Source organism: Saccharopolyspora phatthalungensis (assembly GCF_014203395.1).
Lineage (GTDB): Bacteria > Actinomycetota > Actinomycetes > Mycobacteriales > Pseudonocardiaceae > Saccharopolyspora > Saccharopolyspora phatthalungensis.
Window position 1 is genome coordinate 2,446,703 of record NZ_JACHIW010000001.1, and the last position, 23,923, is coordinate 2,470,625.

General features: G+C 68.6%; 25 protein-coding genes and 4 tRNA genes. 24 read left to right on the plus strand and 5 right to left on the minus strand.

The features are described 5' to 3' along the window. Window positions 1-240: 240 nt before the first annotated feature. A tRNA-Tyr gene (locus tag BJ970_RS11045) sits at window positions 241-322 on the minus strand. An 85-nt stretch (window positions 323-407) separates the two neighbouring features. Further along, on the minus strand, window positions 408-716 hold the full coding sequence (locus BJ970_RS11050; RefSeq protein WP_184726177.1) for a hypothetical protein: 309 nt from the start codon (window positions 714-716) through the stop codon (window positions 408-410). A 114-nt stretch (window positions 717-830) separates the two neighbouring features. On the opposite strand from BJ970_RS11050, the gene BJ970_RS11055 reads away from it, so the two are divergent. Next, the gene (locus BJ970_RS11055) at window positions 831-1,088 is read left to right on the plus strand and encodes a hypothetical protein (protein ID WP_184726178.1); all 258 of its coding nucleotides are present in this window, start codon (window positions 831-833) and stop codon (window positions 1,086-1,088) included. Window positions 1,089-1,128: 40 nt separating this feature from the next. Here the strand turns inward: BJ970_RS11055 and BJ970_RS11060 are convergent, their stop codons facing one another. Further along, the gene (locus BJ970_RS11060; RefSeq protein WP_184726179.1) at window positions 1,129-1,548 is read right to left on the minus strand and encodes a TIGR03668 family PPOX class F420-dependent oxidoreductase; all 420 of its coding nucleotides are present in this window, start codon (window positions 1,546-1,548) and stop codon (window positions 1,129-1,131) included. A gap of 28 nt (window positions 1,549-1,576) precedes the next feature. On the opposite strand from BJ970_RS11060, the gene BJ970_RS11065 reads away from it, so the two are divergent. The 7 genes from BJ970_RS11065 (at window position 1,577) to BJ970_RS11095 (ending at window position 7,169) form a co-directional block, all read left to right on the plus strand. Further along, the gene (locus tag BJ970_RS11065) at window positions 1,577-2,554 is read left to right on the plus strand and encodes an alpha/beta hydrolase (RefSeq protein ID WP_312864210.1); all 978 of its coding nucleotides are present in this window, start codon (window positions 1,577-1,579) and stop codon (window positions 2,552-2,554) included. Window positions 2,555-2,868: 314 nt separating this feature from the next. Beyond that, window positions 2,869-5,502 (plus strand): putative bifunctional diguanylate cyclase/phosphodiesterase, encoded by a 2,634-nt coding sequence (locus tag BJ970_RS11070; protein WP_184726181.1) that lies wholly within the window; start codon window positions 2,869-2,871, stop codon window positions 5,500-5,502. 132 nt (window positions 5,503-5,634) lie between these two features. Further along, window positions 5,635-5,707: transfer RNA gene (locus tag BJ970_RS11075), tRNA-Thr, on the plus strand. A gap of 105 nt (window positions 5,708-5,812) precedes the next feature. Continuing rightward, window positions 5,813-5,888, plus strand: a tRNA-Met gene (locus BJ970_RS11080). Window positions 5,889-5,954: 66 nt separating this feature from the next. Next, window positions 5,955-6,119: a 50S ribosomal protein L33 gene (rpmG, locus tag BJ970_RS11085; RefSeq protein ID WP_010315521.1), complete on the plus strand. Its 165-nt coding sequence runs from the start codon at window positions 5,955-5,957 to the stop codon at window positions 6,117-6,119. A 166-nt stretch (window positions 6,120-6,285) separates the two neighbouring features. Continuing rightward, window positions 6,286-6,747 (plus strand): MaoC family dehydratase N-terminal domain-containing protein, encoded by a 462-nt coding sequence (locus BJ970_RS11090; RefSeq protein ID WP_184726182.1) that lies wholly within the window; start codon window positions 6,286-6,288, stop codon window positions 6,745-6,747. Next, entirely contained in the window at window positions 6,744-7,169 is a 426-nt protein-coding gene (locus tag BJ970_RS11095) for a MaoC family dehydratase (RefSeq protein ID WP_184726183.1), read from the plus strand. The genes BJ970_RS11090 and BJ970_RS11095 overlap by 4 nt, the downstream gene beginning before the upstream one ends. Window positions 7,170-7,244: 75 nt before the next feature. On the opposite strand, the gene BJ970_RS11100 is transcribed toward BJ970_RS11095, so the two are convergent. After that, a complete protein-coding gene (locus tag BJ970_RS11100) occupies window positions 7,245-8,474 on the minus strand; it encodes a pyridoxal phosphate-dependent aminotransferase (RefSeq protein ID WP_184726184.1) in 1,230 nt (409 codons plus the stop codon). 205 nt (window positions 8,475-8,679) lie between these two features. On the opposite strand from BJ970_RS11100, the gene BJ970_RS11105 reads away from it, so the two are divergent. The 5 genes from BJ970_RS11105 (at window position 8,680) to rplA (ending at window position 11,499) form a co-directional block, all read left to right on the plus strand. After that, window positions 8,680-8,752: transfer RNA gene (locus BJ970_RS11105), tRNA-Trp, on the plus strand. Between the two features lie 30 nt (window positions 8,753-8,782). Next, window positions 8,783-9,193, plus strand: coding sequence for a preprotein translocase subunit SecE (secE, locus tag BJ970_RS11110; protein ID WP_184726185.1), 411 nt, complete (start codon window positions 8,783-8,785; stop codon window positions 9,191-9,193). A gap of 82 nt (window positions 9,194-9,275) precedes the next feature. Continuing rightward, window positions 9,276-10,103, plus strand: coding sequence for a transcription termination/antitermination protein NusG (gene nusG, locus BJ970_RS11115; protein WP_184726186.1), 828 nt, complete (start codon window positions 9,276-9,278; stop codon window positions 10,101-10,103). A gap of 156 nt (window positions 10,104-10,259) precedes the next feature. Beyond that, window positions 10,260-10,694 carry a 50S ribosomal protein L11 gene (rplK, locus tag BJ970_RS11120; protein WP_010315507.1) on the plus strand — a complete coding sequence of 145 codons (435 nt, stop codon included), beginning with the start codon at window positions 10,260-10,262 and terminating at the stop codon, window positions 10,692-10,694. A 94-nt stretch (window positions 10,695-10,788) separates the two neighbouring features. Next, window positions 10,789-11,499, plus strand: coding sequence for a 50S ribosomal protein L1 (gene rplA, locus BJ970_RS11125; protein WP_184726187.1), 711 nt, complete (start codon window positions 10,789-10,791; stop codon window positions 11,497-11,499). An 81-nt stretch (window positions 11,500-11,580) separates the two neighbouring features. Here rplA and BJ970_RS11130 read toward each other — a convergent pair whose 3' ends face one another. Further along, on the minus strand, window positions 11,581-12,423 hold the full coding sequence (locus BJ970_RS11130) for a hypothetical protein (RefSeq protein ID WP_376775116.1): 843 nt from the start codon (window positions 12,421-12,423) through the stop codon (window positions 11,581-11,583). Window positions 12,424-12,804: 381 nt separating this feature from the next. Here BJ970_RS11130 and rplJ point away from each other — a divergent pair, with 381 nt between their 5' ends. From rplJ to BJ970_RS11185, 11 genes are all read left to right on the plus strand, one after another. Further along, on the plus strand, window positions 12,805-13,329 hold the full coding sequence (gene rplJ, locus BJ970_RS11135; protein ID WP_184726189.1) for a 50S ribosomal protein L10: 525 nt from the start codon (window positions 12,805-12,807) through the stop codon (window positions 13,327-13,329). Between the two features lie 87 nt (window positions 13,330-13,416). Then, window positions 13,417-13,803, plus strand: coding sequence for a 50S ribosomal protein L7/L12 (gene rplL, locus BJ970_RS11140; protein ID WP_184726190.1), 387 nt, complete (start codon window positions 13,417-13,419; stop codon window positions 13,801-13,803). Between the two features lie 249 nt (window positions 13,804-14,052). Next, complete coding sequence (locus tag BJ970_RS11145; RefSeq protein ID WP_184726191.1) at window positions 14,053-15,270, plus strand: ABC transporter ATP-binding protein; 1,218 nt, start codon at window positions 14,053-14,055, stop codon at window positions 15,268-15,270. Then, window positions 15,267-16,058 (plus strand): MlaE family ABC transporter permease, encoded by a 792-nt coding sequence (locus BJ970_RS11150; RefSeq protein ID WP_184726192.1) that lies wholly within the window; start codon window positions 15,267-15,269, stop codon window positions 16,056-16,058. The genes BJ970_RS11145 and BJ970_RS11150 overlap by 4 nt, the downstream gene beginning before the upstream one ends. Before the next feature lie 90 nt (window positions 16,059-16,148). Continuing rightward, window positions 16,149-16,988 (plus strand): MlaE family ABC transporter permease, encoded by an 840-nt coding sequence (locus BJ970_RS11155; protein WP_184726193.1) that lies wholly within the window; start codon window positions 16,149-16,151, stop codon window positions 16,986-16,988. A gap of 135 nt (window positions 16,989-17,123) precedes the next feature. After that, window positions 17,124-18,458 carry an MCE family protein gene (locus BJ970_RS11160; RefSeq protein WP_184726194.1) on the plus strand — a complete coding sequence of 445 codons (1,335 nt, stop codon included), beginning with the start codon at window positions 17,124-17,126 and terminating at the stop codon, window positions 18,456-18,458. Next, on the plus strand, window positions 18,455-19,480 hold the full coding sequence (locus BJ970_RS11165; protein WP_184726195.1) for an MCE family protein: 1,026 nt from the start codon (window positions 18,455-18,457) through the stop codon (window positions 19,478-19,480). Before BJ970_RS11160 ends, BJ970_RS11165 begins: the two co-directional genes overlap by 4 nt. Next, window positions 19,477-20,457, plus strand: coding sequence for an MCE family protein (locus tag BJ970_RS11170; protein ID WP_184726196.1), 981 nt, complete (start codon window positions 19,477-19,479; stop codon window positions 20,455-20,457). Before BJ970_RS11165 ends, BJ970_RS11170 begins: the two co-directional genes overlap by 4 nt. Further along, window positions 20,454-21,632, plus strand: a complete 1,179-nt coding sequence (locus BJ970_RS11175; RefSeq protein WP_184726197.1) for an MCE family protein — start codon at window positions 20,454-20,456, stop codon at window positions 21,630-21,632. Before BJ970_RS11170 ends, BJ970_RS11175 begins: the two co-directional genes overlap by 4 nt. Next, window positions 21,629-22,816 carry an MCE family protein gene (locus BJ970_RS11180; RefSeq protein ID WP_376775019.1) on the plus strand — a complete coding sequence of 396 codons (1,188 nt, stop codon included), beginning with the start codon at window positions 21,629-21,631 and terminating at the stop codon, window positions 22,814-22,816. The genes BJ970_RS11175 and BJ970_RS11180 overlap by 4 nt, the downstream gene beginning before the upstream one ends. Next, window positions 22,816-23,919: an MlaD family protein gene (locus BJ970_RS11185; RefSeq protein ID WP_184726198.1), complete on the plus strand. Its 1,104-nt coding sequence runs from the start codon at window positions 22,816-22,818 to the stop codon at window positions 23,917-23,919. The genes BJ970_RS11180 and BJ970_RS11185 overlap by 1 nt, the downstream gene beginning before the upstream one ends. Window positions 23,920-23,923 lie beyond the last annotated feature (4 nt).

Sequence of the window (23,923 nt, forward strand, 5' to 3'; positions counted from 1 at the left end):
CATGAATGAGCCCCCTGCCGGGTATCTACCTGGCCCGGGGGCTCATTCATGGAGAGCGCTGCCTGGAAAGCGGAACGGCGACGACGCTCTCGAAGGTGCAAGCCACGCTCGGAGGTTCGCCAGTCCCCGAGTGATTGTGTGGCTCGGGCGGAGCCACCCGTGGGCAACCGGCGCTGCCTGCGTAGCAACAAGACGGCCCTGTGACCGGTTCATACTGGTCACAGGGCCGTTCTCGCTGGGTGCCAGGTGGAGGATTCGAACCTCCGAAGGCAATGCCGGCTGATTTACAGTCAGCTCCCTTTGGCCGCTCGGGCAACCTGGCGTGCGCACCAGCAGTACTGGCTTGCGGTTAAAAGAATACATACCGATCGCCACCGGTTTCGCAGGGGGTTGCGCCCCGTCTTCGCTCAGTCTTCCTCGGGGTGGAAGACAAGGGTGTTGGCCTGGCTTAGGCCGGCCTCAAGCTCGGCGCGCACCGCCTCGGGCAGCTCTTCGCGGAACGTCGGACCGGCGGCCTTGACGAGCACCATCAGCCGCTTCGCGAGGCCGCGGGCCTGGGTGAGGCGGACCTCGTCGGTCGCCAGGGTCTGCCGGGACTCCGCAATCAGCTTGCGGTAGCGGTGGTTGAGCTCGGCGTGGCCGTTGACGACCTCCAGCGCACTCGCCAGATCCGCGAGTTCCGCCGTGCTGACCAGGACAAGGTACGGATCGCGCACGAAAGGCAGCCTAGTTGACCCGCCACCGGGCGGGCATCCGGCGCGGTAGGCGGGTGCCCGGCAGATCGTCGGCAGCGCCGGTCAGCTGCATCAACGCCGGGCTAGCCTGGACGCATGGCCATTGATCGAGCAGGTCGTGCGAAGCGGCGGCAGGAGCAGCGCGCCGCGGAGCCGCCCACCGAGGCGAGACCTGCCGAGCAGCGCGGGGCCGCTTCGGCCGCCTTAGGCGTCGAGGGCCTGTTCAGCGCGGGGGCCAAGCACCAGCTCGAACAGCTGGCCTGGGTGGAGGTCGTCAAGGAGGACGACCGCGAGGCAGGCGGGCCGCTCGACCTCGACTCGGACGTCGTGCACCTGGAGCGGAAGGAACCGTGAGCGATTCGGGGCGCCCTCGGCACCCGGTCCGATCGCGCGGTCATCGTTGCGTGGCGGACCAACCGCTCCACCCCGAAACCCGGACCACGATCAACGTGCCCGTCGGCGGAATTTCCCGGTACTGCGAGTACTTCTCCGTCAGGGCGGCGAGCAGTTCGGGGCGCGACTCGCACTCGGCCAGTTCGGCCTCGCCGTCGGCGCGCGCCCACCACAGCCGGGACCAGTCGTCCTCGTAGTGGTCGACGAGCAGCGCCACCTGCGGGTTCGCGCGGATGTTGCGCAGTCGCTTGAGATTCGGGGTTCGCTTCGGCTTGTGGTCCACCGCGGTGACGATCACATCGCCGCGAACCGCGAAGACGATCGGCACCAGATGCGGTCGCCCGTGCTCATCGACGCTGGCCAGGCGTGCCACCCGCGCTTCGGTGAACCAGGTACGTGCCTGCTGTCGGCTGATGCGCATGGTCCGGTCCGATCCGTATGTTCGAAGTGTGCCTTCGGCTCCATCCGCCCCAGGGTCCGCCACCGTCGTCGGTCTCAGCTACCGCGATCAGCTCTACTGGCTGCGTTACCAGGACTTCTTTCCCGGTGCGCTCCGGCTCACCGTCGAGAACGCTCCGGCCGAGCAGTGGTGGTCGTGGCGCGGCATGAAGGTCCACGTCGATCGCGTCGCGCGGCCGAGCGCGCGCACCAAGCTCATCGCGCTGCACGGAGTCGGCACCTATGGCCGCATGCTCGGCCCGTACGGGCGGCTGCCCTCGCTGGTGGACCTCGAATTCCTTGCCCCCGACCTCCCGGGCTTCGGCCTGACCAACACCGGTCGGCGCACGATCGCCTACCAGGACTGGTTGGCCTGCGTGCTGGACCTGATCGAGCTGGAGCGATCCCGCGACGAACGGCCGATCGTGCTGCTCGGCATCAGCACCGGCGGCCGACTCGCTTACGACGTCGCCGCGCTGGCCGGCGGCGCGGTGGCCGGCGTGATCACCACCTGCCTGGCCGATCCGCAGCGAGATGAGGTCCGGCGGCGGCTGGCGGCCCGCCCGGAAATGGCCCAGTGGAGCGGCCTGCTGACGCTGATCCCGAAACCCCTGACGGCGACGCGGGTGCCGGTGCACTGGATGGCCAACATCGCGGCGGTGTCCAACCACGCCCAGTTCGCCAACCTGGTGTGGGCCGACAGCCTCGGCGGCGGCAGCTGGCTGACGCTCGGCTTCGTGCGCAGTTGCCTGGCCGCCGCGCCGGCCGCGGCTCCGGAGGACTACGCGGGACCGCCGGTATTGTTGGCGCACCCGGACGAAGACCGGTGGACCCCGCCGCTGCTGTCAAAGCGGTTCTTCGACCGGATCGCCGGGCCTACCCGCTCCGCGTTGCTCGGCGGCACCGGCCACCTCCCGGTGGAGGAGTCGGGACTGGCCGATCTCGACCGCGCGATCCGGGACTTCCTGGATGAGCTCGGTCTCGAGTAGTCACAGCCCGTTCCCGCCGGTTGCATACGGCGTTCGGGCCGATCGGTTGCTGCGGCGATCATCACAAGAAGCCATGCCGTGCCTGGTCGGGCCCGACCGGGGACGGTGCTCGGCGGCCGTTGTGAAATCTTTGCAGGTCAACTCGCAGTCTTGTGCAAAGATGTCGAGCCGGACCATGCGCAGCAAGGAAGATGCTCGTTTCGCGGTACCTGCGGCGGGGGGCCGTTGACCTCTGGCCATCCGTGCGCTCGTGCGTCACGATCGGCGACGGCAATTGTGTGCGCGCCCGCGTCGCCGGGTGGGGAGGAGCGTGGATGATCGAGCGTCACCGCTCCCTCGGTCCGGAATCCGGTCTCGAGCCCGCCCGCCCACCGGTGCGCGCCGAGGTAGATCCGGTGCGGCGCCGGATGTTCACCGGCTTCTCGTTCGTGGTACTCGCCGTCGGCATCCTCGCCTCCGTGGCGACCTCGGCGATGTTGCCCTTCCACTACCGTCCCGACCTGCTGTTCATCGGACCGCTGCTGGCCATGGGTTTCCTGCTGGCCGAGCAGTTGACCATCGACGTGGACGTCAAGCGGGTCGGCTGGACCATCTCCTTCACCGAGATCCCGCTGATCCTCGGGCTGCTGACGGTGCCGTTCGAGGTCGTGCTGGCGGCCAACCTGCTGGCCGGGCTCGGCGCGCAGGTCGGGCGCCGCGCGGCCACCCACGTGGTCTACAACGCGGGCGTGCTGTGCCTGGAGATCGCGGTGCCGTTCGCGGTGGCCAATGCGGCGAACCTGGCGTTGGCCGAGGTGGCCCCGGCCTGGTTCGGCCCGGTCGTCGGCACCCTGACCTCTCCGCTGATCAGCTGCGCTTTCGCGCTCGCCGCGCTGCACGTGCTGGGCGGCGCGATGCGGGTGTCGGCCGGGATGCGCCTCGCGGTGAACACGTTGGCCGTGGGCCTGCTCAACACCTCGGTCGGCTTGGTCGGCTACGAGGTCTCGATCAGCACCCCGTGGGGATGGCTGCTGGTGGCGCTGGTCGCGGTGGCCGTGATCGGCCTGTACCGCGCGTACTCCGGCTTGCTGCGCGAGCAGCGCGACCTGGAGACGCTCAGCGACGTCAGCCTCAGCGTGGCGCGCTCCGGGCAGACGGCCCCGCACGGCCCGTCCGAGTCCGTCGTCGGCGAGCCGGAGGTGTCGGTCAGCGAGTGGGAGCCGGTCGCCGAACGGATCCGCGAACAGCTCAACGCGACCCGGGTGGTGCTGCGGCTGCGGCTGGACCCCAGCGGCGAGGTCAGCACGCTGGTCGCGGGCGGGTCGCTGCCCGATGTGGCCACGCAGGCCGCGCCCTCGGCGTTGCGCGATGACCCGCTGTTGCAACTGCCGGGCAGTCACGTGCGCTCCTTCCGAACGCTTGAAGCGCCCGAGGACGTGCGGCGGGCGCTGCGCCAACGCGGGGCGTACGAGGCGCTAGTCGTGCCGCTGCGCGGCGCGAGCCAGTTGCTCGGTGCCGTTGAAGTGCACGACCGGGTCAGCCGGTGGCGCGGGTTCGGCCGCGCCGACGTGCGTCTGCTGCACACCCTGGCCAGCCACCTGGCGACCGCGATGGACAACCGCCGACTGCTCGCGCGGCTGCGTCACGACGCCTACCACGATCCGCTGACCGGCCTGCTCAACCGCACCGGATTCCGCGAGATGGCGGCCGAGGAACTGCGCAACGGGCGCACCGCCGTCGTGCTGCGGATCGACCTCGACGTGCTCACCACCGTCAGCGAGGCCCTCGGCTACACCTGGGGCGACCGGATGATCGTCGCCGCCGGGCAGCGGATGCGGGAGGAACTCGGCGAGGCGCCGCTGGCCAGGCTGGAAGCGAATTCCTTCGCGGTGCTGCTGCTGGATCGCAGCGAAGCCCAGGCGCACGAGACCGCTCAGCACCTGCGCGAGGCGATCGCCAAGCCGTACCCGCTGGACCGGATCGTGGTGGAGGCCGTCGGCATCGCCGGGTATGCCTCGTCCGAGCCGGCGGACGGCGATTGCGAAACCGACATCGACACCCTGCTGCAGCACGCCGACGTGGCGGTGCGGGCGGCCCGCAACGGCGAGGACGGCGTGCGCGGCTACGCCCCCGCGATGGGTCAGGTCTTCCTGCGCCGATTCCAGCTGGTCACCCAGTTCCGGCAGGCGCTGGACTCCGGCCAGGTCGAGGTGCACTACCAGCCGAAGGTCGCGCTGCCCGCCCGTCAGGTGGTGGGCGCCGAAGCGCTGGTCCGCTGGTCGCACCCGGAGTACGGGCGGCTGGATCCCGACGAGTTCGTGCCGCTGGTGGAGGCCACCGGGTTGGTCGACGCGCTCACCTCGTTCGTCATGGAATGCGCACTGGTCAAGATTCGGCAGTGGATGGACCGCGGGCTGCGGATGTCGGTGGCGGTGAACCTGTCGGTGCGTAACCTGGCCGACGAGACCTTCCCGGATCGCGTCGGCGAGGCGTTGCTGCGCCACGACATCCCGCCGGAGCTGCTCACCTTCGAACTGACTGAGTCCGGCGTGATGGCCGACCCGGAGCGGTCGCTGCCGGTGCTGCGCCGACTGCACGCGATGGGCGTGGTGCTCGCGGTGGACGACTTCGGCACCGGGTACTCGTCGCTGGCCTACCTGCGGCAGCTGCCGGTAGACGAGGTAAAGATCGACAAGAGCTTCGTGCTCGGCATGGGCACCGATCTCGGCGACATGGCGGTGGTCCGCTCGATCGTCGAGCTCGGGCACTCGCTGGACCTGGTTGTCGTTGCCGAGGGCGTGGAGGACGATGCGGCGCGCGATCAGCTGGTGGAGATGAGCTGCGACGTCGCGCAGGGCTACCTGATCTCGCGGCCGCTTTGCGAGGAACGCTTCGAGGCGTGGCTGCAGGCCCGCACCAAGCGCGATTGCGGGCCCCGATGCGAGACGGTGCTCACACTGCTGCACTGAGGCGCGGCGGTGCGCGCGGCGGGCCATTTCGGGTCGAAAAGCGGCTTGTGACCTGGCTTTTCGGACTAACGACCCCCCGGTTTCGCGAGGCCGTTCGGGGTGTGTAAAGTTCTAATCGCTCCGCAAGGGCATGCCCCAATAGCTCAGTCGGCAGAGCGTCTCCATGGTAAGGAGAAGGTCTACGGTTCGATTCCGTATTGGGGCTCGAAAGGCAGCCGCGGTGCTCGGTAAACTGGGTGCTGTGGCTGTTTTGCGTGGGATATCCTGCGTCGGCTGAGGCGCCAGGTGCTCGCATCGAGGGTCCCAGCATGGCGGTGTAGCTCAGTCGGTAGAGCAAGCGGCTCATAATCGCTGTGTCGCCGGTTCAAGTCCGGCCACCGCTACCAGTCACGGGTTCGCGCGGATCTCCAGCGAACCGTTCCGGAGTAAGACCGAGAGAGAAAGGCACCTCCGTGGCCGCCACCGACGTCCGACCCAAGATCACGCTGGCGTGCGAGGAGTGCAAGCACCGCAACTACATCACCAACAAGAACCGGCGCAACGACCCGGACCGCTTGGAGATGAAGAAGTTCTGCCCGAACTGCGGTACGCACAAGCTGCACAAGGAAACCCGCTGACCCAGCGGTCCTGCCCAGCTTCCGCGAAAGCCCGCCCCCGAACCGGGGAGCGGGCTTTTCGTTGTTCCCGCCCGATGCGATCGAGTCCGGTTGCTTGATGACCGGTCGCTTGGTGACCGGTTACTTGGTGAAAGGGGCTTCTCACCTCGTCCGGTAGCCTGCGGGCGTGCCGCTTGACCAGTCATTCATCGGACGTGAGTACCCACCCACCGAGCCCTACGAGGTGGGCCGGGAGAAAATCCGCGAGTTCGCCACCGCGATCAAGGACGACTCCCCGCTGTACCGCGATACCGACGCCGCGAAGGCCGCCGGATACCCGGACGTGATCGCTCCGCCGACGTTCGCGGTGATCCTGTCGATGGCCGCGCACGACGTGATCGTCGAAGACCCGCAACTCGGCCTGGACTACGGCCGCGTGGTGCACGGGCAGCAGGAGTTCACCCACCACCGGCCGATCCGGGCCGGTGACCGGCTCGTCACGGTGGTGCACGTGGACGACGTGAAAGCCCGCGCGGGCAACGACTTTCTGACGGTGCGGGCGGAAATCGTAACTGTCGCGGGCGAGCCGGTGTGCACCGCGAAGTCGATGCTGGTGGCCCGCGGCACGGCCGACGAGGAGGCGTCATGAGCGTGCGGATGTCCGAGGTCGCCGTCGGCGACCTGCTGCCGGAGCTGAGCGTCCCGCTCACCCGCGCCGACCTGGTCCGCTACGCGGGGGCCTCCGGCGACTTCAACCCGATCCACTGGAACGAGCGGTTCGCCACCGAGGTCGGCCTGCCCGATGTGATCGCGCACGGCATGCTCACCATGGCCGTTGCCGGTCGCCTGATCAGCCGGTGGACCGGCGACCCGGGCGCGATCTTGCACTACGGGGTCCGCTTCACCCGGCCGGTGGTGGTCCCCGATGACGGCACCGGCGCGCTGGTCGAGGTGACCGGCAAGATCGCGACGAAGAACGACGACGGGACCGTCAAGGTCAACATCACGGCGCGCAGCGCGGACCAGGGCGTTCTCGGCGGCGCCACCGCCATCGTCCGCCTCCCCGAATAGCGAAACGCGTGCGGGGCATCCTCGGCCGAAATGGCATGGGCGCCCCGCGCGCGATCTCGAAAAGGTGCTGGACGATTACTTGGCTTCGGCGAGAAGTTCAGCCATTCGAGTCACGCCGGTGACGAGGTCCTCGTCGCCCAGGGCGTAGGAGAGGCGGAAGTAGCCAGGCGTGCCGAAAGCCTCGCCCGGGACGACCGCGACCTCGGCCTGCTCCAGCACCAGGGCGGCCAGCTCCACGCTGGTCTGCGGCCGGAGACCGCGGATCTCCTTGCCCAACAGGCTCTTCACCGACGGGTACGCGTAGAACGCGCCCTGCGGCTCCGGGCAGCTGACGCCGGGGATCGCCGAGAGCAGTTCGACCATCTTGCGGCGGCGGCGGTCGAACGCCGAGCGCATCTCCGCGACCGCGTCCAGCGAGCCGCTGACGGCTTCCAGTGCGGCCCGCTGCGAGACGTTGGCGACGTTGGACGACAGGTGCGACTGCAAGTTACTCGCGGCCTTGATGACGTCCGACGGGCCGATCATCCAGCCCACCCGCCAACCGGTCATGGCGTAGGTCTTGGCGACCCCGTTGAGCACCACGCAGGTGTCGGCGAGCTCGGGCACCACGGTGGGCATCGAGACATGCCGGGCGTCGCCGTAGACCAGGTGCTCGTAGATCTCGTCGGTGACCACCCAGATGCCGTGCTCCACGGCCCAGCGGCCGATCGCCTCGACCTGCTCCGGCGGGTAGATGGCGCCGGTCGGGTTCGACGGCGAGTTGAACAGCAGCACCTTGGTGCGCGGGGTCCGCGCGGCCTCCAACTGCTCGACGGAGACCAGGTAACCGGTCGACTCGTCGGCGGACACCACCACCGGAACACCGCCCGGCAGGGTGATCGCCTCGGGGTAGGTGGTCCAGTACGGCGCGGGCAGCAGGACCTCGTCGCCCGGGTCGATCAGGGTCTGAAACGCCTGGTAGACGGCCTGCTTGCCGCCATTGGTCACCAGCACCTGACTGGCCTGCACGGTGTAGTCGGAATCGCGCCGGGTCTTCGTGGCGATGGCCTCGCGCAGCTCCGGCAGGCCGGCCGCCGGGCTGTAGCGGTGGTTCTTCGGGTCGGAGCAGGCGGCGATGGCGGCGTCCACGATCGCCTGCGGCGTCGGGAAGTCCGGCTCGCCGGCGCCGAACCCGATCACCGGTCGGCCGGCCGCCTTGAGGGCCTTCGCCTTGGCGTCCACGGCCAGCGTGGCGGACTCGCTGATCCCGCCGATCCGCGCGGAGACCCGCGACTTGGTCTGTTGGTCTGTCTGAGGTGCGGCCATACCTGCATCCTGGCAGACACGACTGTCCTCCAACACGCTGCCCACCAGCGGCGAAGTTGTTCATGAGCCGACACGGGGGGTGCCGTTGGAGCAAGGTCGTCGTCGTGCCGTACACTTTCGAACCTGGGATGCCTGAACACCGTGGAACCCCGGTTCCGGGGCCGGTGGCGGGCGTCCCGAACGCGGTCGAGGTCCAGGGCCGCAAAGGGGTGTAGCTCAATTGGCAGAGCAGCGGTCTCCAAAACCGCAGGTTGCAGGTTCAAGTCCTGTCACCCCTGCGTCGATGCGACGGTGAGCGGAGGATGGGCGTGAGCGAGGACCGCGAGCAGGAGCAGGGCGGAGCGCGTAATGACGCTGCCCGTCCGTCCAGCGCCGCGGCGCGGCGCGAGCGCCGTGCCTCCGCCCGCCCGGCCGGTCGCAAGGGCCGGTCCGGCGAGTCGGGTCCGGCCGGAGCCGACCCGGCGCGCACAACTGAGTCGAAGGGTCGACCGACCCCCTCGCGGGACGGTCGGCAGGGTCGGGTTTCGCTGTTCCGGAAGGTCGGACGCTTCCTGCGCGAGGTCGTCGCCGAACTGCGCAAGGTCATCTGGCCGACGCGCAAGGCGCTGACGACCTACACCCTCGTGGTGCTGGTTTTCGTCAGCATCATGGTGGCGTTCGTGGCCGGCGTGGACGTGCTCTTCGCCAGGGGCGTGGGCTGGCTGTTCGGCTCCGGCTGAACGGCTCAGGACCCGCGCTAGGTGGTGCCGGCGGCGGAGCAACGACCCGGCACGCAACGCACGAGAGGAAGCGAGACCGACTGTGACCTCCCACGAGGGCCAGGAATCCACCGGCCTCACCGACGAGCAGGTGCAGCCCGAGGCCGACCAGGTCGAGGCGACCGCGGACTCGGTCGACGCAGTCGATTCCGCGGACGGCGCCGAGTCCGGCGAGGACACCGGTTCGGCCGACGAGACCGAGGCGCCGGCCGAGGCCGAGGCCGCGAGTGCCGATGAAACCGACGAAACCGCCGAGGAAGAGCCGGACCCGGTCGAGGAGCTCCGCGCCGCGCTGCGCCGCGCCCCGGGCGACTGGTACGTCGTGCACTCCTACGCGGGCTACGAGAACAAGGTCAAGACCAACCTCGAAACGCGGGCCCAGACGCTCGACGTCGAGGACTTCATCTTCCAGGTCGAGGTGCCGACCGAAGAGGTCACCGAGATCAAGAACGGCCAGCGCAAGCTGGTGCAGCGCAAGGTGCTGCCCGGCTACATCCTGGTGCGGATGGAGCTCAACGACGCGTCCTGGAGCGCGGTGCGGAACACGCCGGGCGTCACCGGCTTCGTCGGCGCCACCTCCAAGCCGTCGCCGCTGACCATCGACGAGGTGCTGAAGTTCCTGGCGCCGCAGGTCGAGGAGAAGAAGGCCGAGGCCGGCAAGAAGACCGCCGCCCAGGCTGCGGCCAAGCCCGCCGTCGAGGTCGACTTCGAGGTCGGCGAGTCCGTCACCGTGATGGACGGGCCGTTCGCGACACTGCCCGCGACGATCAACGAGGTCAACCCGGACGCCCAGAAGCTCAAGGTGCTGGTGTCGATCTTCGGCCGCGAAACGCCGGTTGAGCTGTCGTTCAACCAGGTTTCCAAGATCTGACCGTCCTCCCCGGTGCGGGAGCGCGGCGGCTGCGCGTGGATCTGGCAGGACCCGCGCGCAGAACCGGGCGATGCCACCGTTTCGTGGTCTCGCCAGATTCGGCCCCGCCATTAGGCGGGACCGGGTAACCGGATAGCGAAGACACAGGAAGCAAACATGCCGCCCAAGAAGAAGAAGCTCGCAGCGATCATCAAGCTGCAGATCCAGGCCGGCCAGGCCAACCCGGCCCCGCCGGTCGGCCCGGCGCTGGGTCAGCACGGCGTCAACATCATGGAGTTCTGCAAGGCCTACAACGCCGCCACGGAGAACCAGCGTGGCAACGTCGTGCCGGTCGAGATCTCCGTGTTCGAGGACCGCTCCTTCAGCTTCGCGCTGAAGACCCCGCCGGCCGCCAAGCTGCTGCTCAAGGCGGCGGGTGTGGCCAAGGGCAGCGGCGAGCCGCACAAGACCAAGGTCGGCAAGGTCTCTATGGACCAGGTCCGCGAGATCGCGCAGACCAAGATGGCCGACCTCAACGCCAACGACATCGACCAGGCCGCCAAGATCATCGCCGGCACCGCTCGGTCGATGGGCCTGACGGTCGAGGGCTGACCCACAGCCGGAGACGGCGAGGCAAGAACGCTGTGGGAGGGCTCCTAGCGCAGCCCGACCAACCACAACTGATCCACCTTCGATAGGGACAGAAATGGCAAAGCGCAGCAAGGCATACCAGCAGGCGGCCGAGCTCGTCGATCGGACGCGGCTGTACGCGCCGACGGAAGCCGCCGAGCTGGCCAAGAAGACCGCCAAGGTCAAGTACGACGCCACCGTCGAGGTGGCGTTGCGGCTGGGCGTCGACCCCCGCAAGGCAGACCAGATGGTCCGCGGCACCGTGAACCTGCCGCACGGCACTGGTAAGACTGCCCGCGTCATCGTGTTCGCCGTCGGCGACAAGGCCGCTGAGGCCGAGGCCGCCGGTGCGGACGCGATTGGTTCCGATGACCTGATCGAGCGCATTCAGGGCGGCTGGCTCGATTTCGACGCGGCGATCGCCACCCCGGACCAGATGGCCAAGGTCGGCAAGATCGCGCGGGTGCTCGGCCCGCGCGGCCTGATGCCGAACCCGAAGACCGGCACCGTCACCCCGAACGTCACCAAGGCGGTCGCGGACATCAAGGGCGGTAAGATCAACTTCCGCGTCGACAAGCAGGCCAACCTGCACTTCATCATCGGCAAGGTGTCCTTCGACACCGCGAAGCTGGTGGAGAACTACGCGGCGGCGCTGGACGAGATCCTGCGCGCCAAGCCGTCGGTGTCGAAGGGCCGGTACCTGAAGAAGGTCACCTTCACCACGACGATGGGACCGGGCATCCCGGTGGACCCGAGCGCGACTCGCGGTCTGTCGGCCTCTGCCTGACCCGCTGAAGTTCCGCCGAGAAGGGCGGGCCGACCGCACGGTCGGCCCGCCCTTCTCGCCTTCCGAACTGGGGAAACCGGGTCAGCCGCAACTGGCGGCTTGCAGTGCGTAGGCGCTGATCGTCCAGCCGCCGTCGGGCTGCTGGGTGAGCTTGAAACTGCCGAGCAGGGGGCCGCCGCCGACCTGCATCCGGCAGCCGAGGACCTGCGCTTCGGGGCCGACGATCGTCACCGCGTTGTGGTCGAACTTCGGGTTCGCGTAGGCGCCGGGGTCCGAAATCCGGTCGTGCACCTGGCGGGCCGCGGTGGGGCAGTCCGGGGCTTGGTAGGCGGCGGCGAAGCCGGATTCGCCTGCCGGGTCGAACAGATCGCATGCCCGTTCCGGATCCGGTCCGCGCAGCCAGTTGTAGACGCCGCGCACCGCCTGCTGCGGATTCGTCGACTTCACCGGCACCGAATCGACCGGCACACCCCCGCCCGTCCCGGTGCCACCGTCACCGGAGCCGCTGCCGCCGCTGAAGTAGTAGTCGATCGCGTACGGGATCAGCAGCAGCGCGAGCAGCAGGTAGATAAGGCGGCGGACGATCTTGTAGCGCAGCAGCCGCAAGGCCCGTTTCCACCAGGGCGTTTTCGGCTTCGCCGCCGGGGGCGCGCCCGTCGGCGGCACCGCGACGTCGCCGCCCTGAGTCTGCTGCCACTCGCGGAACTTCTGGAATTCCAGGAACTGCTGGTACTGCCGGAACTCCTCATCGGCGGCGGGCTGCTGCCGACGAGCCGACGACGCCGAGTCGGCGGCCACGACGTCGGCCCCGACGCTGTCCACGACTTCGGCGTCGACGACCTCCGCCGTACCCGGTTTCGCCGGTAGGCTCGCGTCGGCATCCGGCGGCGTGGGTCGCTCGTTCTGATCAGCCACGCCCCACATGATGCCCGCCCGTGCGGCCAAGGTCATCACCGGTGATTCGGGGCCTCGGTGGTCCGCGACGATGTCGCGCGGTCGGCCCGGGAAGTTCGCGGCCGATGCGGCTCTCGACCGCCGGATTCCGGGGTGCCTGGAAGTTCCCGAATCGCGTCGCGTACCCTGGGGAAGGTTCCACCCAAGACCGCTGGTCTTCTCCGTGCCCTGACAAGGGCGGGGAGAACTAAGGTCCCGTGAGATGCGGGCGGCCCGCGCAGGAGGGACGAGGCTATCCGTGCGCGCCCGCGCGCCCATGATCTTGACGCCCCGTGCTTGCTGCGCCGGGGCGTTTTGTCGTCTCAGGACCGGCTGGATGCGGATCACAGTCGGAAATAGAGAGGAGGCGACATGGCGAAGCCCGACAAGGTTGATGCGGTCACCGAGATCGCGGAGCGGTTCAACACCGCGACCGCTGCCGTCGTGACCGAGTACCGCGGGCTGTCCATGGCGAAGCTGTCTGAGCTGCGCCGTGCCCTCGGTGCGGGCGCGACCTACCGTGTCGCGAAGAACACGCTGGTCAAGCGTGCCGCCGAGCAGTCCGGCGTCGAAGGCCTCGACGACCTGTTCGTCGGTCCGACCGCCATCGCCTTCGTGGAGGGCGAGCCGGTCGACGCGGCCAAGGCGCTGAAAGAGTTCGCCAAGGACAACAACGCCCTGGTGATCAAGGGCGGTTACATGGACGGCCGCGCGCTGTCCGTGTCCGAGGTCGAGAGCATTGCCGACCTCGACTCCCGCGAGGTCACCCTGTCCAAGTTGGCCGGTGCCATGAAGGCCAAGATGGGCCAGGCCGCCGCGCTGTTCGCCGCGCCGGCGACCAAGGTGGCTCGGTTGGCTGTCGCCCTGCAGGACAAGAAGGGCGACGCCGACGCCTGAGTCCCCGGTGGACGTGGTTGTCGGTCGCAGAAAAACCCCACCCGGACACTGCCGGTGTCCGGGCATCGAACGGAAAGGAACGCCGTCGTGGCGAAGCTGAGCAACGAAGAGCTGTTGGACATCTTCAAGGAGATGACCCTCCTGGAGCTGACGGGCTTCGTGAAGGAGTTCGAGGAGACCTTCGACGTCACCGCCGCCGCCCCGGCCGCGGTCGTGGCCGGCCCGGCCGCCGGTGGCGCTGCCCCGGCCGCTGAGGAGCAGGACGAGTTCGACGTCGTCCTCGAGGGCGCTGGCGACAAGAAGATCCAGGTCATCAAGGTCGTCCGCGAGATCGTTTCGGGCCTGGGCCTGAAGGAGGCCAAGGAGCTCGTCGAGGGCGCCCCGAAGCCGATCCTGGAGAAGGTCGACAAGGAGAAGGCCGAAGAAGCCAAGGGCAAGCTGGAAGACGCCGGCGCGTCGGTCTCCCTCAAGTGAGCAGCTGACTCCCGGTCAAAGGCGGGCACTCGCAGTCGCGGGTGCCCGTCTTTTTGCTTTGCGGAATAGCGAATCGCAATTTATCGGACAAATCCAGGGGCCCGCCGAATCCGACCGAACTGACGAGTAACCCACCCGCGTCGAGCTCGTTGCATAGGTGTGACGCCGCTGGCCTTCGTTATGCGCGTCACCTGTGCCAGGCTGCCTTTCCGGGACGACCCGGTGGCATCGAGGGACGCGGAGGTTCGGATGGGCGTCGAGGTGGTCGTCGACGGACTGTCGAAGTCCTTCGGCGCGCAGACCATCTGGCGGGATGTCACGCTGACGCTTCCTCCCGGCGAGATCAGCGTGCTGCTGGGGCCGTCCGGCACCGGGAAATCGGTGTTCCTGAAGTCCCTGGTCGGTTTGCTGAAACCGGAGTCGGGGCGGGTGGTCATCAACGGGGTGGACATCTGCACCTGTTCGGAACGCAAGCTCTACGAGATCCGCAAGCTATTCGGCGTGCTGTTCCAGGACGGTGCGCTGTTCGGTTCAATGAACCTGTACGACAACATCGCGTTCCCGCTTCGCGAGCACACCCGCAAGAGCGAGGCCGAAATCCGCAATGTGGTGCTTGAGAAGATGGAGATGGTCGGTCTTCTCGGTGCCGAGGAGAAGGTGCCCGGCGAAATTTCCGGCGGCATGCGAAAGCGGGCCGGGCTGGCCCGCGCGCTGGTGCTGGATCCCGAGATCATTTTGTTCGACGAGCCGGATTCCGGGCTCGACCCGGTGCGCACCGCGCTGCTGAACCAGTTGATCGTCGACCTGAATGCGCAGATCGACGCGACGTTCCTGATCGTCACGCACGACATCAACACCGCGCGGACGGTGCCGGACAACATCGGCATGCTGTTCAGCCGCAACCTGGTGATGTTCGGGCCGCGCGAGGTGCTGCTCACCTCGACCGAGCCGGTGGTGGAGCAGTTCCTCAACGGCCGGCCGCAGGGCCCGATCGGGATGAGCGAGGAGAAAGACGCCGCACAGGCCGCGGCCGAGCTGGCGCAATTGCGCGGCGCCGATCTCGGCGTGCCGCAGATCATGCCGCAGTTGGAAGTCACGCCGGGGCTGCCGGACCGCACGGCGGTCGGCCGTCGCAAGGACCGCGTACTGCGCCAACTTCACACGCTGGCCCCGGCCGCCCAGCAGGAGATCCTGAAGACACTGACCCCGGAGGAGCTGGCGCGCTGCGGCTTCGCCGGTCCGGCGACCGGGGTATGGCCGCAGCGGACCGAACCGGTGCAAGTGCGGGGCCCGGGTTGGCCACCGGCCGCGGACGTCGCCGAAGTGCCGCAGCGGGTACGCCCGTCGCCGCGGCCGAGGCAGCCGGAACCGGCTCCGGCGGAACCGCCGTGGCACGCCGGATACCGGCCGGAACCGGCCGAGCAACCACGACGTCGTTGGTTTGGTCGTAAGCGGGGTGAGCCGTGAGCGCGCCATCCCAGCCGCGATTTCCGGGCGCGGGTGGGCTGCGTGAGACCGGTCGGCTTTTCGCCCTGGCGCTGGACGTGGCGCGGGCGATGCCCAGCCGACCGTTCCAGATCCGCGAGTTCATCCAGCAGTGCTGGTTCATCGCGAGCGTGACGATCCTGCCGACCGCGCTGGTGTCCATCCCGTTCGGCGCGGTGATCGCGCTCCAGCTCGGCTCGCTGACCAGGCAGATCGGCGCACAGTCGTTCACCGGCGCGGCGAGCGTGCTGGCGATCATCCAGCAGGCCAGCCCGATCGTGACCGCGCTGCTGATCGCCGGGGCCGGTGGTTCGGCGATCTGCGCCGACCTGGGTTCCCGCAAGATCCGGGACGAAATCGACGCCATGGAGGTGCTGGGCGTCTCGCCGATCCAGCGGCTCGTGGTGCCGCGCGTGCTGGCCGCGATGCTGGTGGCGCTGTTGCTTAACGGCATGGTCAGCGTGGTCGGCGTGCTGGGCGGCTACACGTTCAACGTGATCATGCAGGGCGGCACGCCGGGCGCGTACATGGCGAGCTTCAACGCGCTGGCGCAGCTGTCGGACCTCTGGATCGGCGAACTCAAGGCGGTGATCTTCGGATTCCTGGCCGGGGTGGTGGCGGCCTACCGGGGCCTGCGCCCGCCGCCCGGCCCGAAGGGCGTCGGAGACGCCGTGAACCAGTCGGTGGCGATCACCTTCCTGCTGCTGTTCGCGGTGAACTTCGTGCTGACCACGCTCTACCTGCAACTCGTGCCACCAAAGGGAATGTGACATGCCTGAAAGCCCGTTTCCAGACCCGTTTTGCGTGGCGGCGCGGGCAAGCGGCTTCGCCGCCGCGAAGATCAGAACGGCGGACGTGGCATGGTGACGATCTCGCGGCGTGCGAAGCGCGCGGCTCGGCGGCCGCTGGAGATGCTGGACGACCTGGGCGACCAGATGTCGTTCTACCTCCGGTCGCTGGCCTGGATCCCGCGGGCGATCACCCGCTACGCCAAGGAAACGCTGCGGCTGCTCGCCGAGGTCAGCTTCGGCAGCGGTGCGCTGGCGGTGATCGGCGGCACGGTCGGCGTGATGATCGGCCTGACACTTTTCACCGGCACGGTGGTCGGCCTGCAGGGCTTCGCCGCGCTGGACCAGCTCGGGACCTCGGCATTCGCCGGTTTCGTCTCGGCGTACTTCAACACCCGAGAGATCGCGCCGCTGGTGGCCGGGTTGGCGCTGTCGGCCACGGTGGGGTCCGGCTTCACCGCGCAGTTGGGGGCGATGCGGATCTCCGACGAGATCGACGCCCTGGAAGTGATGGGCGTGCCGAGCCTGCCGTACCTGGTGACCACCCGAGTGATCGCCGGGTTCATCGCGGTGATCCCGCTGTATGTGCTGGGGCTGCTGACGTCATACATCGCCGCCCGCGCGGTCACGATCTACCTCTACGGCCAGTCCGCCGGTACCTACGACCACTACTTCAACCTGTTCCTGCCGCCCGAGGACGTGCTGTGGTCCTTTGGGAAGGTGCTGGTCTTCAGCGTGGTGGTGATCATGACGCACTGCTACTACGGCTATCGCGCCAGCGGCGGCCCGGCCGGGGTCGGGATCGCGGTGGGCCGCGCGGTGCGCACCGCGATCGTGACCACCGCGCTGCTGGACTTCTTTCTCAGCCTCGCTATCTGGGGCACCACGACGACGGTTCGGATCACGGGATGAGCACCCGAGGCGCGTTGACCAGGATCTTGTGGGACGCCCGCACGGGAGTTTTGCGGGACGCCCGCACCGGAGTCTTGCGGGGCGCCCGCACCCGGGCGCGGGTTTCATGAGCGGGAGGTATGGAAATTGTCGCTCATGACGCTTCGGGTGGTGCGGCGCCGGGCGCTCGGTCTCGCGCTGCTGCTGTGCATGGTGCTGTTCGTCAGCGTGACCGTGGCGATCTATCAGAAGGCCTTCGCGTCCAGTGTGGACGTGGTGCTGAAAGCGCCGTCGACCGGCAACCAGCTGCTGCCGGAGTCGGACGTGAAGGTGCGCGGCATGGTCGTCGGCCGGGTGGTGCGCGTGACGTCCACAGGGGACGGTGCCGAGCTGCGGCTGGCGCTGGACCCGGACCAGGCGGCGGAGTTGCCGTCGAACGTGTCGGCGCGACTGCTGCCGAGGACATTGTTCGGCGAGCGGTACGTGTCGCTGGAACTTCCGGAGCTGCCCTCGACCAGGTCGCTGGCCTCCGGTGACGTGATCGAGCAGGACCGCACCCGCGCGGGCATCGAACTGGAGCAGGTGCTGTCCGACACGATGCCGGTGCTGCAGGCGGTGCACCCCGACGATCTGGCGGTGACGCTGAACGCGCTGGACCAGGCGCTGTCCGGGCGCGGCAAGCCGCTGGGCGAGACCTTGTCGCGGCTGAACACCTATCTCGACGGGCTCAACCCGTCCGTCCCGGACCTGCGGAAGAACCTGCGGGAACTGGTCGGTGTCGCGGAGACCTACGAACAGGCCGCCCCGGATGTGCTGGAGGCGCTGGACAATTTCAGCACCACGGCCCGGACCCTGGTGGCACAGCGGGAGAACCTGACCGCGCTGACCGGGCAGCTGACCACCACCTCCGGGGACCTGACCACGTTCCTGCGGGACAACCGGCAGAACATCATCCGGCTCGGCCAGACGCAGCGGCCGACGCTGGACGTGCTGGCAAAGTACGCCCCCGAGTACCCGTGCTTCCTGCGGCAGATGGCCGAATTCGCGCCGCGGATCCGGCAAGCGTTCGGCGACGGTTCGGCGGAACCGGGGCTGCACATCACCCTGGAGGTCACCGCGCATCGCGGCAAGTACATCCCGAACCAGGACGAGCCGGAGTACGCCGACAAGCGCGGACCGCGCTGCTACCACCCCGCGCAGCTGCCGGACCCGGTGCCGGAGTACCCGGCGGACGGGCCGTTCAAGGACGGCTCGGTCCCGCCGCCCGCGTCCCGGCCTTCCGGCGGCCTGAACCCGCCGCCAACGGGGCAGGCCAACCGGCCGGCGAGCACCTCGCCGCAGTCCACGACGTGGGTGAACTCCCCGGCGGAGCGGGACATGGTGGCGACGCTGCTGGCGCCCGCGCTGGGACGGGACGCGAGTGACGTGCCGGACTGGGGATCGCTGCTGGTCGGGCCCGTGCTGCGCGGAGCGGAGGTGAGCTACCGATGAACGGCCGCGGCATCACCGGTCCGCTGGTGAAGTTCCTGATCTTCGTGCTGGTCACCGTGCTGGCCACCGGATTGCTGGTGCTCACCATCGCCAACCAAGACCTGCGCCCGGCGCAGTCCTACACGGCGCGGTTCACCGACGTCACCAACCTCAACGAGGGCGACGAGGTGCGCATCTCCGGGGTGAAGGTCGGCGAAGTGGAGAGCATCAAGGTGGTCGACCGTCGGATCGCCGAGGTGCGGTTCAACGTCGCCGACCGGCGGCTGCCGAGCTCGGTGACGGCAACCATCAAGTACCGCAACCTGGTTGGCCAGCGCTACATCGCGTTGGAGCAGGGCGCGGGCAATTCCGGCGGTTTCCTGCCCGTCGGCGGCCAGATCCCGTTGGAGCGCACCAAACCGGCACTGGACCTCACGGTGCTGCTCGGCGGGTTCAAGCCGCTGTTCCAGGCGCTTTCGCCGGCGGACGTGAACAAGCTGTCCTACGAGATCATCCAGGTATTGCAGGGCGAGGGCGGCACCGTGGAGAGCCTGCTGGCCCACACCGCCTCGCTGACCGCCACGATCGCCTCCCGCGACCAGGTGATCGGGCAGGTCATCGACAACCTCAACGGGGTGCTGGACACCGTCAACGCCCGCGACCAGCAGCTGTCGGAGTTGATCGGCCAGCTGCGGCAGGTCGTGTCCGGGCTCGCCGCCGACCGGAACTCGATCGGCGCGGCGATTACGGCGATGGACGGGCTGACCAACAGCACGGCCGGGCTGCTGACCGAGGCGCGGCCGGGCCTGCAACAGGACATCGCCGGACTTGGCGCGTTGTCACAGAACCTCAACGACCACGAAGCGATCACCGAACAGGTGCTGCGGAACATGCCGGGCAAGCTTGAGACGATCGGCCGGACCGCCAGCCACGGCTCGTGGTTCAACTTCTACATGTGCCAGGCGAGCGGCACGGTCGGCGTCGGTGATCTCCGGCTGCCGGTGCCGCTGGCACCCGTGACCCAGCCGAGGTGCCAGCGATGACCGCATTCTCCCGGCGCGACCCGCTCAAGATCGGCATCGCCGGCCTGCTGGTGCTGGTGCTGCTCTTCCTGCTCGCGCTGAACTTCGAGCGGCTGCCGTTGGTCGGCGACACCACCTACACCGCGCAGTTCACCGAGGCCGCCGGGTTGCGTCCGGACAACGAGGTGCGCATCGCCGGGGTGAAGGTCGGCACCGTCTCCGACGTCGAGATCGAGCGCGATCACGTGCTGGTCAGCTTCCGGGTCGGCGACGCATGGCTGGGCGACCACACCACCGCCGCGATCCGGATCAAGACGCTGCTCGGGCAGAAATACCTGGCGTTGGATCCGCAGGGCGGCAAGGAACTCTCGCCGTCTGAGCCGATTCCGCTGCAACGCACCATGTCGCCCTACGACGTCATCAACGCGTTCAGCGATCTTTCGACCACAGTGGACAAGATCGACACCAGGCAGCTAGCGCAGAGCTTCCGCACGCTGTCCGACACGTTCTCGGGCACGCCCGGCGAGGTCAGCGGCGCCCTCAACGGGCTGTCCCGGCTGTCGGAAACGATCTCCTCGCGGGACGAGCAGCTGGAGCACCTGCTGAAAAACACCGCGCAGGTGTCGAAGACGGTCGCCGACCGCGACGCCGACTTCGAGAAGCTGCTAGCCGATGGCAACCTGCTGCTGGAGGAGATCCGGGCGCGGCGGGATTCGATCAGTGGGCTGCTGGTGGGCACCCGCAAGTTGTCCGCGCAGCTGACCGCGCTGGTCGACGACAACGCCGCACAGATCGGCCCGACCCTGCGACAGCTGGACCGGGTCACCAAGATGTTGCAGCGCAACCAGGACAACTTGAACCGAAGCCTGGCGATGTTCGCGCCCTTCACCAGGTTGTTCTCCAACGTGTTGGGCAACGGGCGGTGGTTCGACACCTACATCTGCGGCCTGCTGCCGCCCGCTGTCGGTCCGATCAACCAGAAGGGCTGCCAGCCATGACCAGCGCGTGCCTTTCGCTGACCAGGGCACTGTCGATCGCAGTGGTGGTCGTGCTCGCCGCGACCCTCGGGGTGTGGTGGGTGTTCTTCGGCTCCGCCGAGCGGACGTTCACCGCGTACTTCAACGCCGCGGTGGGCATTTATCCCGGTGGCGATGTGCGGATCCTCGGGGTGCCGGTGGGCACCATCGACGAGGTCGTGCCGCAGGGCCGATTGGTCCGCGTCGTGATGAGCGTGGACCGCGACGTGGCAGTACCCGCCGATGCGGGCGCGGTGGCGGTCGCGCCGAGCGTGGTCAGCGACCGGTACGTGCAGCTCACCCCGGTCTATCGGGACGGGCCACAGCTGGCCGACGGCGCGGTGATCCCGAAGGAGCGCACCGCGACACCGGTCGAGCTGGACCAGATCTACCGCAGCCTCAACGACCTCACCACCGCGCTCGGGCCGGGCGGCGCCAACGCCGACGGCGCGCTGACCGAACTGCTCAACACCGGGGCGGCGAACCTCCACGGCAACGGGCAGGCGCTGTCGGAGACCATCCGCAACCTCGGCGAGGCCGGGACCACGTTGTCCGGCAACAGCGATCAGCTGTTCGCCACCGTCGACAACCTGCAGCGGTTCACCTCGATGCTGGCCGCCAACGATGATCAGGTGCGCCGGTTCAACACCCAGATGCAGCAGGTCAGCTCGTTTTTGGCCGGCGAGCGCGAGGACATGAGCGCCGCGCTGGCGGAGCTGGCCGTGGCACTGGGCAAGGTGGAGGCGTTCGTGCGGGACAACCGGGAACTGCTCAAGTCCAATGTGGACCAGCTGAACTCGGTGGCGAACGTGCTGGTGGAGCAGAAGGCGGCGCTCAGCGAGTCGCTGAACAACGCGCCGTTGGCGTTGAGCAACCTCAACAACGCCTACAACGGGGCTTCGGGGACGCTGGACACGCGCGCGGACATCAACGAGCTCAACCAGCCGCCGCTGGTATCGGTGTGCAAGCTGCTACAGCAGCACGGCCCGGCGGATGTGCCGAAGGAGGTCCGCGACGCCTGCGCGTCGTTGCAGCCGATCCTCGACGGTGTGGTGAAACCGCCGACCCCGGCGGAAACCCTCAACGCCGTGCAGAACGGCAAACTCCCCCCGCTGCCGCTCCCGCTGTCCACCCAATCCGCGGGAGGTGCTCGGTGAAGGGATTGTTTCCAGGCTCGCTTTGCGCAGCGGTGCGGGCCGGGGCTGCGGTGGTCGTGGCCCTGCTGGTGCTCGGCGGGTGTAGCTCTCGCGGGGTTTACGACCTGCCGCTGCCCGGGGGTGCGGATGTCGGGAGCCACCCATACAAGGTGCGGGTTCGCTTCGCCGACGTGCTGGACCTGGTGCCCAACGCCGGGGTCCGGGTCAACGACGTGCCGGTCGGCCGGGTGTCGAGCATCGACCTCGCCCCCGACTCCTGGCAGGCGCAGGTGACCGTGGAGGTCAACGGCGACGTCAAGCTCCCGGCCAACGCGACGGCCCGGTTGCGGCAGTCCAGCCTGCTCGGCGAGAAGTACGTCGAGCTCGCCGCACCGCCGGCCGGGCGCCCCCCGGTCGGCCGACTGGCCGATGGCGACCTGATCGGCATCGAGCGCACCGGGCGCAACCCCGAGGTGGAAGAGGTGCTCGGGGCGCTGTCGCTGCTGCTCAACGGGGGTGGCGTCGCGCAGCTGCAGAACATCACCAAGGAACTCAACGCCGCGCTGGAAGGGCGTGAGTCCGACGTCCGCGGCCTGCTGTCCAACCTGGACGAACTGGTTGCCGGGCTGGACGCCCAGCGCGACGACATCACCCGCGCCCTGGACAGCATCAACCGGCTCAGCGCCCGGCTCAACGATCAGCGCGGCAGCATCGACACTGCGCTGCGCGACCTGGAACCGGGCCTGCGGGTGCTCAACGAGCAGCGCACCCAGCTGGTCACCATGCTGCAGTCGCTCGACAAGCTCTCCGGCGTGGCGACCGACGTGGTCAACCACTCCCGGGACGACCTGGTGCACGACCTCAACCAGCTCGCACCGGTGCTGCATCAACTCGCCGCGGCGGGCGAGAGCCTGCCGAAGTCGCTGGAGGTGCTGGTCTCGTTCCCGTTCCCGGACAATGCGGTGGACGGCATCGGCAACAGCGACTACACGAACCTCTATGCGAACGTGGACCTGGATCTCACCCACGTGCTGGATAACCTTGGCCGCAGCCGACAGCCGCTGCTGCCGTCGCCGAGCGTGCCGAACTCGATCCCACTGCCGTTGTCCCCGCCGGTGCAGCCCCCGCAACCGCCGGCCGAACCGGACCGGGAGCAGAACCCGGGCGGCGGTCTGCTGGGCTCGTTGCTGGGAGGTGGCCGCTGATGCTCACTCGTCGAGTTCGCCTGCAGATCATCGCGTTCGTCACGATCGCCCTAGTGGGCGTGAGCTACGCCGGAGCCCGCTACGCGGGACTTGACCGGCTGTTCGGCCCGCGCGGCTACGTGGTGACGCTGCAACTAGCCGACACCGGCGGCGTTTTCGACAACGCCGAGGTCACCTACCGCGGCGTGCCGGTGGGCCGGGTCGGCACCATCCGGTTGACCGGCGGCGGGGTCGAGGTGCCGCTGGACATCGAATCCAGCGCGCCGCGAATCCCCACCGACGTGCAAGCCGTGGTGGCCAACCGGTCGGCGGTCGGCGAGCAGTACGTCGACCTGCGGCCCAAGCGCGACGACGGACCGTTCTTGCAGGACGGCTCGGTGATCGCGCAGGAGTCCGCGACCACGCCGCTGCCGGTGGAGAACCTGATGATGAACCTCGACTCGTTCGCCAACTCGGTGCCCGAAGACTCGCTGCGCACCGTCGTCGGCGAACTGGGCACCGCGTTCCGCGACAACGGCGGCCATCTGCAAACCATCCTGGACACCAGCCGCGAGTTCACCGCCGCCGCGCAGGAGCACCTGCCGCAGACGGTGCGGCTGCTCGAAGACGGCAAAACCGTACTGGCCACCCAAAACGAGCAGGGTTCGGCGATCAAGTCGTTCGGCAAGGACCTGCGGCTGCTGTCGGAGTCGCTGGAGCGCTCCGACGGTGATCTGCGAGCCGTGATCGAACGCGCCCCACCGGCCGCGCGGCAGGTCAGCGCGTTCCTGCAAGAGAACCAGCAGCTCGGTCCGCTGCTGGCGAACCTGACCACCACATCGCGAATCCTGGCGACCCGTACCGACGGGTTGGAGCTGATCATGACGCTGTACCCGTCCGTCGTCACCGCCGGCCACTCCGTGGTGCCCGGCGACGGCACGGCGCACTTCGGCCTGGTGCTCAACGTCTTCGACCCGCTGCCCTGCACCAAGGGCTACGAGCAGACCGAGCGCCGCAACGGAACCGACTTCAGGCAGGTGCCGCTGAACACCGACGCGCGCTGCCTGGAACCCCGGGGCAGCGACACGTCGGTGCGCGGCGCGCAAAATGCCCCGGGACAGTAGGAAG